At 32.3% G+C, this 10636-nt stretch carries 12 protein-coding genes; all 12 read left to right on the forward strand.

Annotated features, from left to right (window positions below; genetic code table 11):
- Entirely contained in the window at window positions 1-1011 is a 1011-nt protein-coding gene (locus tag AC07YT_RS08840) for a glycosyltransferase family 10 domain-containing protein (RefSeq protein ID WP_086544952.1), read from the forward strand.
- 2 nt (window positions 1012-1013) lie between these two features.
- Entirely contained in the window at window positions 1014-1997 is a 984-nt protein-coding gene (locus tag AC07YT_RS08845; protein WP_086544951.1) for a glycosyltransferase family 2 protein, read from the forward strand.
- Window positions 1998-2121: 124 nt separating this feature from the next.
- On the forward strand, window positions 2122-2955 hold the full coding sequence (locus tag AC07YT_RS08850) for an FkbM family methyltransferase (protein ID WP_086544950.1): 834 nt from the start codon (window positions 2122-2124) through the stop codon (window positions 2953-2955).
- Between the two features lie 38 nt (window positions 2956-2993).
- Window positions 2994-3863, forward strand: coding sequence for a hypothetical protein (locus tag AC07YT_RS08855; protein WP_086544949.1), 870 nt, complete (start codon window positions 2994-2996; stop codon window positions 3861-3863).
- A 29-nt stretch (window positions 3864-3892) separates the two neighbouring features.
- Window positions 3893-4618: an FkbM family methyltransferase gene (locus tag AC07YT_RS08860; RefSeq protein WP_494945281.1), complete on the forward strand. Its 726-nt coding sequence runs from the start codon at window positions 3893-3895 to the stop codon at window positions 4616-4618.
- Window positions 4615-5499, forward strand: a complete 885-nt coding sequence (locus tag AC07YT_RS08865; protein WP_086544947.1) for a putative nucleotide-diphospho-sugar transferase — start codon at window positions 4615-4617, stop codon at window positions 5497-5499. Before AC07YT_RS08860 ends, AC07YT_RS08865 begins: the two co-directional genes overlap by 4 nt.
- 3 nt (window positions 5500-5502) lie before the next feature.
- Window positions 5503-6468 carry a glycosyltransferase family protein gene (locus AC07YT_RS08870; protein ID WP_086544946.1) on the forward strand — a complete coding sequence of 322 codons (966 nt, stop codon included), beginning with the start codon at window positions 5503-5505 and terminating at the stop codon, window positions 6466-6468.
- Window positions 6469-6478: 10 nt separating this feature from the next.
- Window positions 6479-7411 (forward strand): glycosyltransferase family 2 protein, encoded by a 933-nt coding sequence (locus tag AC07YT_RS08875; RefSeq protein ID WP_145954195.1) that lies wholly within the window; start codon window positions 6479-6481, stop codon window positions 7409-7411.
- 4 nt (window positions 7412-7415) lie between these two features.
- Window positions 7416-8084: a class I SAM-dependent methyltransferase gene (locus AC07YT_RS08880; protein WP_086544944.1), complete on the forward strand. Its 669-nt coding sequence runs from the start codon at window positions 7416-7418 to the stop codon at window positions 8082-8084.
- Between the two features lie 25 nt (window positions 8085-8109).
- The gene (locus tag AC07YT_RS08885) at window positions 8110-9090 is read left to right on the forward strand and encodes an acyltransferase family protein (RefSeq protein WP_494945282.1); all 981 of its coding nucleotides are present in this window, start codon (window positions 8110-8112) and stop codon (window positions 9088-9090) included.
- On the forward strand, window positions 9077-10072 hold the full coding sequence (locus AC07YT_RS08890; protein ID WP_145954194.1) for a glycosyltransferase: 996 nt from the start codon (window positions 9077-9079) through the stop codon (window positions 10070-10072). Before AC07YT_RS08885 ends, AC07YT_RS08890 begins: the two co-directional genes overlap by 14 nt.
- A partial coding sequence (locus AC07YT_RS08895) for a hypothetical protein (protein WP_494945283.1) occupies window positions 10072-10636 on the forward strand: 565 nt, incomplete at its 3' end. The genes AC07YT_RS08890 and AC07YT_RS08895, both read left to right, overlap by 1 nt.

Below are 10636 nucleotides of genomic sequence, written 5' to 3' on the forward strand. Positions count from 1 at the left end.
TTGGCTAAAATAATTAAAATAAAATGCACAAACGGAATTAATTTAGCTGATGCAGTTGACGATATTTTTTTTGAATTAATGGACCAATTTCATTTCGTTGAATCTAATCAACCCGATTTTATTTTATTTGGACCATACGGAAATGATATACCTAAACCAGGTAAATACATCAGAATTGGCTATTTCTGTGAAAACATCTTACCCGATTTTTCTATCTGTGATTATGCATTTGGTATTCCATCAGAGGATGAAATTAGAAATAAACGATATTATCGGATTCAATGGCATGGCTTAAATCCAAATAAATTAATAAAACATTTAACCGAAAATGATATAGATCAAATCATTAGTCAAAAAACCAGTTTCTGCAACTTTCTCTATTCAAACAAAGTGAGTTATCGTGAAGCATTTTTTAAACAATTATCGAAATACAAAAAAGTAGATGCACCGGGTAAATCGATGAACAATATGCCATCAATAGATAATCAGTTTACCGGAGGCATTTGGGACATTAAAAGGCAATTTTTATCTCCTTATAAATTTACCATTGCCTTTGAAAATTATGTTTATCCCGGTTATCAAACCGAAAAATTATATGATGCTATGCTTTGCAATAGTTTGCCAATATATTGTGGGGACCCTAATATTAACAAAATCTTTAATACTGATAGTTTCGTTAATGTTTCCGATTATCTAGAAAAAAAAACTGGCATTATGGTTAAAACACTGGAACGTTTATCCCAGCAAAGTTTTACCGATTACCGGCCTGCTACACATAATGGATTCATGCAGAAAGCGATAAGAAAAATAAAAATCCAGGGAAGAAATTTAAAAATGAAACTACAATTCAATAACCTGGATTTTTCAGAAGTAATTGACAGCGTTATCGAGATAGATAAAAATCAAGATTTGTATGCCACATATTTAAGGCAACCCTGGTTTAAAAACAATACTGTTGATATGGGAACCACTAATAAAGAACATTGGATGACCATATTTAATCGCAAATAATATTGATCACCAATCAACCACTTGTTTCTATCATTATCCCTATGTATAATTCAGAATTATATATAGCAGAGACCATTAATTGTGCCCTTAATCAAACCTGGAAAAAGATCGAAATAATCATAGTTGATGATGGTTCGACAGATGATTCCTTACAAATTGCTAAGAAATTTGAGTGCGAGCATGTAATTATTCTTCAACAATCAAATAAAGGAGCATCTGCAGCCAGAAATCTTGGCTTAAAAAATGCAAAAGGCCATTATATCCAGTTTTTAGATGCTGATGATTTACTTTCTTTAAATAAAATAGAATCACAGGTAAAATTACTAAATAACAATACCGAAAAGTTAGCTATAGGCCCCACGGTGTATTTCCAACATGGAACAAGCCCCTACGCAAATCAACTAAATCATGAATGGTACCAAGAAGGCTCATCCAATATGCCTGATTTTTTAATAAAATTGTATGGCGGTGATTTAATAGGTCCAAATTATGGAGGAATGATTACTATACATGCCTGGTTAACACCTCGTGAGGTTATAAATAAAGCTGGTTTTTGGAATGAAGACCTAAGCTATAATGATGATGGAGAGTATTTTTGCAGAGTTGTTTTAAATGCAGTAGAAATTAAATATGCGCCTCAAGCTATTGCTTACTACAGAAAGCAAAAAAACAGCTTAAGTAGTAAAAAAAACATTCGAGCTTTAACTAGTTTTTTCAATAGCATAACTTTAAAGAAAAACCACCTTTTAAGCAAAATCGATAGCGTTGGAGCAAAAAAAGCAATTAGCAGGTACTTTGGTGAAGTTGCACTTGCAGCCTACCCTAGATCAATAAAAATTGCAAACCAGGCAATGAGAGAAGCAGATAATTTAGCTTCGATCCCTAAAAATTATTACCAGCATACCCCTTTTTATAAAATAGTTTCAAAACTATTTGGTTGGAAAACCGCTGCCTGGATTAGCTACCTTAAAAATTTTAATAAATAACAATTTAATAATTTTCACCTTTCATCTGTTGGGTTTAACAGTAGGCAAACGAAATCTCGAACCTTTATTAATTTTTAGCTTAAGAAGTTTAGAAGTTGGTATTTAAGCTCACGCAATTATTTAAATGAAAAAAACTGTAGAAAGATTACTGGTAAAAACATTGAAGATGATGAACGTTGATTTATTGGCACATGCACATGTTCAAGCTGGTGCTGGTCATAATTGTTATCAATCTGGAGAATTCTTTGTTGCCGATGTTGTTATTGCTAAACTATTAGGTAATACGCCAAGTATAATATTTGATGTTGGTGCGAATATTGGAGAGTATACAAAAATGCTAAATGTTAAGTTTCCGAATGCTAAAATACACTCATTTGAACCAGTTTTAGTAACTTTTCTACAGCTTAAACAGCATGTAGACCATCCAAATATTATTTTAAACAATTGTGGCTTCGGGGAAAAAGCCGAAGAGCTCGAACTTTTTATCAGTTTAGATAATGAAAATAGCGCAATGGCAACCCTTTATCCTGAAGCGCTAGGGTCGATATTTCAACAATTTAAAGAAACAGAGATCGAACCAACAAGATGTAAGTTTATTACAATTGATCACTATTGTACAGAGAATAAAATTCTTTCCATCGATTATTTAAAAATTGATGTTGAGGGTCATGAATTAAAAGTGCTAAGGGGTGCCATTGAAACCATTAGAAAGGATGTTGTAAAGCTAATTCAATTTGAATTTAATGAATTTAATATCATTTCAAAAAGCTTTATGAAAGACTTTTATAACACTTTACCAAACTATTCTTTCTTTAGGATTATGGCTTCAGGTCATTTATATCCATTGGGAGAATATACCTCATCTCATGAGATTTTTAGATATCAAAATATACTAGCCATTCATAATTCAGTTAAGATTAACCTAAATAACAGCTTTTTCAAAAAGCCCCTAAGCTAATGATGAAAAGTAATATCTCAAAATCATTAAGATAAAACATGATTACTCCAAATCAGACTACTTTAGTAATTTTTACATGTGAGGGCAAGGAACATCTTCTCCCAAAGTGTTATGAAAGTTTTATACAAAATTGTGATTATACGTTTTCGCAAACAATTTTAGCCGTTGATGGGGTAATAGATGAGAACGTAATACGAAGTATTAAACCAGATCTGATTGTTCAAAACTTTAAAAGAAAGGGATATGTTTTTAACATTATTAATGCGCTTAACTGTATTAAAACTGATTTCTTTTTTTGGTTAGAAGACGATTATTATTTTAACCAGCCGGTAAATCTTAACCGGATAGTGGATGTGTTAACCAAACATAAAAACTGGTCGACCATTTTTTTAACAAAAATTGAACCCTTGAAAGAGGAACAGATGCTAAAGCATTATTTTGATGAGTTTTACTTGCCCGAATATGGGTTATCGGTTTCTCCTTCATTATGCCGCACGCAGTATATAGTTGATGCAATTAAGCAAATGATAGATTTTCCCAAATCTGATAAAACAACAACCTATGGATTTGAAACATTTATTTCAGATTATCTGATTCAAAATAATTTTCCGTTTGCATTAATGGATTCCGGGCCCATCCCTCATGCCATCCATCTGGGTGCACTGGAAAGTACTAATCGAAAATTCCATATGATTAACTCACTTGAAGACAATGATTCAGAAAATCAGAAAAGCTATATATCAGGCTTTGGATCCGATAAAAAAATAACTTACAAAAATAAAGTTAATATTTTATTAAAACTTTGGTATGCTACACTGCTACTAAGTGTAAAGCTTTTTAAAGATAGAGAAGCCTACGATTTTGCTTTCAGAATCTATACCGCTAAACTAAAAAAATTCAAATCTTAATGAGCCTATTTTCATTAATCAACAAATTATTGGTTTCAAATTTAAATAAGGCTAAAATTATTGAGGTGAGTTCGCATTATATCTTAAGAGAAAAAATTAATCAAAACAGCTTGATTTTTGACCTTGGCGCCAACAAAGGTAATTTTTACCGCAATATGCAACAAAGATTTGGAGGTCATTATATCGCAGTAGAAGCATCCTTATCATTATTTCAAGTACTCCCAAAAATTAACAATGTTGATGTGTACAACTATGCGCTGGGAAATACAAATGATGATGTAACTTTTTATCTTTCGAGTAATAATGAAGCGAACAGTATGGACAAGAATATTGCCGGAGTGTGGGGAACGGAAAATCATGAAATCGTATCAGGAATAACCTTTGACAGCTTAATTGAAAAACTCAATATCCAAAAACAGATCGACCTTGTTAAAATAGATATTGAAGGCGCAGAAATTGCAATGTTAGATGATTTATCTGCCCAAACATTAACTAAAATTGCGCAGATATCTGTTGAATTTCATGACTTTCTCAACCATGATGTAACAAGTGTAAAAAGAATGGTTAGTAAATTAAAGAAAAATCATTTTTTCACATTAAAAATCTCAAATCAAGACTGGCGGGAAGTTTTATTTATCAACACAAAACTCATTAAATTAAATGGAAATCAATTTTTCAGGCTAGCTGTTATACATCCCTTTCTACAACTTTTAAAAAGTTTTCATATTTATCTGGGAAGGAAAATCCGTTCATGATTCGAAGAATTAAAAATAGCCTGGTTTTTAGATTACCACTTGTTTACAAGAAAATAATAGAACAATACAGCTTAGCTATTAGAAAGAATAAAGTTCAGGATCAAGACTTTAATTTAACAATATTAGTTGGAAAAGCACAGCTATCAATGCTTCGGGAAACTTTGAACAGCATCATTAAAAATTTCAGGGATATTCCATCTATTTTCATTTTTACTGATAATAATTTAAGTCCTGAAGAATGTTATAAAGTTTTAAATTGGCAGCAACAAACTTCGATAAACATCATCAGCGCCAATGACTGTATTTCCTTTCATAAAGAAAATCAAGATTTAGTATCTTTCGCAAAAATGAATCCAATGGGCTTAAAGCTCGCTGCAATATTACAGACAGCCGCTCAGGGCAAGCCTGTATTGTATTGTGACACGGATGTACTATGGTTTGGCGACCCAAAACATCTGATTAATGAGATGCTGGCCAATGATCAAATATCACTTAGCTTATCTTATGATTTTCAACCTGCTTACGATCAGGCTTTGGTAGAAAGAGGGAATTTATCCATATTAAATAGTCCGCCCTATTTTTGCGCCGGCATTTTGTTGTATAAATTAACAACTAAGACCATTGAAGAAAATCTGGCGAGAATATTACCACTGGTTGCAAAAGAATCAAATCATTTTTCCGAGCAAACTATTTTTTCATATTTAAACAAAATTTGCGGAGGCTTCGGAATGGACGAACAAGAATTCCAAATTAGCCTGAAAGATCAATATCATTTTTTTCCAAATAAAAACAACCCCATTGCCAGGCACTACATTGGCCCCGTACGACATTTATTTTGGCGAGATGCGTTTTTTATGCGAATTGGATTACTCAAAAAATAACGCTTGAATAAAAACATCATAACAATTGCAACCGGTAAAAGCTTATATATAAGCCTTGCTGTAAACTTAGCCCGTTCCTTTTTTTACTGGAACAAGCACACAACCATTAAATTCTATATGGTTACCGACCAAGCCAGTTTAATTCCGAAAGACATTCTTGAGTATATACAAATCATAAAAATAAAATCTGGAGAATTGGGCGAGGGATTTTCAACGAAATTGCATTTAGATAAATTAGCCCCGTCCGGACAAACTTTGTTTATTGATAGTGATTGTTTAATATTTGGCAATATAGATGGGATCTTTGATAGATTTAAAGGTAAGGATGTAAGTGTAATTGGCGGATATATTAATGAGGGTGAATGGTTTGGAGATATTAAATCCATCTGTAAAAAATTTAATGTCCCTTGTCTTCCAAAATTTAATGGCGGCATATATTATTTAGAAAAAGGTCAAAATGCATCTAAAGTATATGAAGATGCGCGCCGATTAGAAAAAGAATATGATGCTATTGGCTTTAAAAGATTAAGAAACAAACCCAACGATGAAGTAATAATGGCTTTAGCCATGCAACTCAATGGAATGCATACAATACCTGATGATGGGACAATAATGAGCGATCCACAAGCTTGTCCTGGAGGTTACAAAATTGATTTAATTAATGGCTCGAGGTATTTAATTAATCCTCCTGCACCTAGTCCACTGCACCAAAACTGGTATCCGTTCACTACAGTAACGCCACTAATCGTTCATTTTTTAGGTTATTACACGCAACATTATCCTTATGAAAGAGAAGTGTTAAGATTAAAATTAAAAATGGAGAATAAACTTAATCCCATCTCTAATTTTTTCACTATCATTAAAATTGAATATGGTGAGCGAATTAAAATCTTTGGCAAAAGTATGCTAAGACCTTTATATAGGTTATTATTTGGTACAAATACAATTAAAAAATCAGAACGACTTTAAAAGTTTATCCATGGTTGATGTTTCGATAATTATACCTACCTATAACCGATTCTGGTCTTTACCAAGGGCTATTGAAAGTTGCAGGAAGAACTTTTGTAAGATTGAAATTATTGTTGTTGATGACGGAAGTACTGATGAAACATGGGAATGGCTGCAAACTCAAAATGATATTGTTAAGATCAATCAAAAAAATCAAGGCCAGACTTATGCTGTTAATACCGGGACTAATATTGCCAGAGGGAAATATATACGTTTTTTAGATAGCGATGATTTTCTTGCAGATGGAATCATTGATCTTCAATTTAAAGAAGCTGAATTGAAAAATGCAGATTTGGTTTGTAATAGGGTTGATGATTATTTCCAAGAAACGGGCAGGATAATTGAACATGCTGATGTCAACTGGGATGATTTTTTAACTGTTCAATTGGGTAATACTTACGGCAGCCATTTTTTAGGAATGTTATTTAAAACCGACTGGGTTAAACTTGTTCCCCGCCGACCAGATTTTGCATTGCGGGAAGACAGAATGTTTATTTTAGAATATGGGCTGTTAAATCCACGAATCGCCTATTTATCAGGTTGCGCTGGTTATTGGGTTAAACACCATAACCAGATGAATAATAGCTATAATGGCTTATCTTCTCAAGCAGCAAATTATCAACACTTAAACATTTATAAAAAAATAATAATGAGGTTGAGTGAAACAAATGACCTGACAGTTTCAAGAAAAATTGCAACTAGCGAAAGTCTTTTTTCTTTAGCAGAATGGATTGCCCGAAGCGATTTAAAAACATCCATCGCAATGATTAACTGGGCAAAAGAGTTGAACCCGGATTTTAGTATCAACAGAAAAGATAACATTGGAAAACTATATACATTTTTTGGTTTTAAGCTTACACATCAGTTATTAAACCTAAACCGCTCAATTAAAGCCTTATTTTAAAGTTATGGTGATTAATGAAACATTAAGTTTAAACCGTTATCAATGGGCCTCATCATTTATCAATAACCTTACAGAAGTTGAGCCAGTTGTATTCGATATAGGCGCAAAAGATAGTATAATTACAAGCTCCATTACAAAAAAGATCAAATATCAGGGATTTGATATGGCACCCGAAATAACTTCTATAAAAACATGGAATATTAATAATGAACTACCTGAACTATCTAATAGCGCTGATTATGTGTTATTATTAGAAGTTGTTGAACACTTAACAAATCCATGGAATTGTTTATCAAACTTAGCCAAAGTATTAAAACCGGGCGGAAAGCTAATATTAACCACACCAAACCCTTTTTGGAGCGAATCGAGATTTACCTTATTTGCAGAGGGAAAAATGCCCTGTTTTACAGTTGCAGATTTAGAATTAAACCATCATGTGTTTACACCCTGGCCCCATGTTATTGAGCGATTATTAACTGATAATGGTTTTGTAATTGAACAATGGAACATGCTTGATGGAAAAACCGCTCTTTTCGACAGGAATCTAATTAAAAATCCATTTAGAATTTTTAAACGGTTAGCAAAAAGATATTTAGAGCTTAGGTCACCTATGGCCTGTGGGATGAGCTATGGCCTTGTTGCCAAAAAGAAAATGGAAGCTGATATTAAATAGTGTGACAAAATCACAAATACCGTATTTGAACGCTGTACAGACCCTAAGGGGTTTTGCTGCTTGTCTTGTCTTACTTCATCATATTTGGATGTTTTACCCTAAAATCCCTTTTCTATACCTGGCTATGCAAAAGATGTATTTGGGTGTTGAAGTATTTTTTGTCATTTCGGGATTCATCATACCATACTCCATGTTTGCTGCAGGATATGAACTAAAAAACATTGGCTTATTTTTATGGAAACGCATCTTAAGAATCGATCCTCCATATTTAGTGATGATTGCCATTACCTTAATCATTAATTTTTCACTAAACAGATCAAACGTCATTAGCTTTAATAATCTCCTTTTACATGTTGCCTATTTAATCCCATTCACACATGAAAAATGGATATCCAGTGTTTTCTGGACCTTAGCAATAGAATTTCAATACTATCTTATTATTGCCTTCATATTTCCCCTGCTTATACATAAAAACAGATGGGTGATACTATTTACAATTTCTGCAATTTTAAGTCTTAATTTGATAAGCCATAGTATGGATTTTTTACCCAGGTGGGTTACTTATTTCGTAATGGGGATTGTTACATTTTATTTTAAGATAAATAAAATAAATAGAAATGAGTATATAATTGCCATCCTTGCCTTAGGGATCCTGCTAAAATTTCAAATCAGTACAATGTTTGCACTGGTTGGAATAATGTCAGCATTTTATCTGGCTTTTGCATCGTTTCTAAATAGAATAACCGATTTCTTTGGGAAAATATCTTATTCGCTATATATCTCACATTGGTCCTTTTTACCCTTGATTAGTTATTTTCTTGTTAAATCAATCGGCATTAATCCCAATTTTCATGTCATTTTGTTCTTATTGTCGTTTATGATCTGCATTATAATTGCCTATATATTTTACTTATTTATTGAAAAATATTTTGCAGAAAAGTCAAAAAAAATCAGCTATCATAAGAAAGCAAAAATGTTAACAGACCCTAATTATGCCAGCTATTAATATTTTTTATTCTGAACCAAACTCAGACCGCTGGATTAAATACGACAGATATCCTCGTCAACTAATTAGACGTATAATAAGAGGGAAACATAAACCTGGCGGTCAAATGATGGTCGCTTTGGAATTGATGAAGGGCCTGGATAAGCTAAAAATACCATATCGATTCAATGATTATAGCTATGCAAGGAAACATCCTCATGAATTAATAGGAGTAATTGGTAAATCTCATTTAATATTTGAGAAAAAGTTTAAAAATCCAATTTTATTCGGAGCAAGTATATTTTCACATGCTATTGAATCTCCTGATTTATTACAAAAATATAGTAACATTAAAGAAGTGCTTGTTCCGGGAGATTGGATGAGGAAAATGTTTGAGCCTTATTATGGAGCAAAAGTAAAAACCTGGCCTGTGGGCATAGATACGGAAAAATGGAATCCCAAAATAAAGGAAAAATTTAAGTATGATTTTTTAATTTATAATAAAATACGCTGGCAGAAAACACATTTCAAAGAACAACTTGTTGAACCAATAGAACAAACCTTAACAAAAAACAACTTAACTTTTACATCTATCGTTTATGGTGAGTACAAGCATGAAGATTTGTTAGAAAAACTGGCTAAAAGTAAGGCTGTAATTTTTTTATGCGAACACGAAACCCAGGGTCTGGCTTATCAACAGATTTTGGCTACCAATACACCCATTTTAGCATACGACCAACAAGATTTTTGGCTGGATCCATACTATTATCCCGAGAAAGTTAAATTCGGCCCTGTAAGTTCTGTCCCCTATTGGGATAATAGATGTGGTGTAAAATTTAAAAAAATTGAAGAATTTGAAGTAAAACTTTTAGAATTTGTTTCCAAAAAAAACGAAAATCAGTTTAAACCACTTGATTATATTTTAGAAAATCTTACACTCGAAAAATGTGCACAAGAATATTATCATATTTACACATCATTAGCCAATACACTTCATAAATAATGATAGGTTTATTTTTATATAATGAAGTTGATTTAAACGCTGAAATCGCAGGTGGAGTCCAAATTTGCTCTAAAGAGTTTTTATCAATTATTAAAAATACGGTTGACGAACTTCATTTTTTTAAGGTGAGGCATAGCAAATCAATATTGTTCAGAATCCTTTATAAATTAAATCTCGATAATTATTTGAGCTATCAGCCTCATCATTACAAGCAACAATTAAAAGCCGTACTAGAAAACAACAAAATTTCTCATGTTTTTATAAATAAGTCAGAATTACTTCGTTTTTCTAAGTTGATTAAAGAATTTCAGCTCCAAACTATCCCTAAAATTATTATCATGTCTCATGGTAACGAAAGTGGAGATCTTTTGGGAAATTTGACCAATCCTAATTCAATTTTTAACCGGTTTTATGCTTTTTTTGGTAAAATTAAATTAGGGTTAAATCTTTATACAGAATCTCTATACAGGAAAAACTATGTTGATCTGGTTTGTACAATGTCTGAAGAAGAAAGTGCTATCGAAAAGTGGTTGGGTATCAATAATCCATTTTATATATCAAGAC

This window comes from Pedobacter sp. GW460-11-11-14-TSB4, assembly GCF_059423705.1.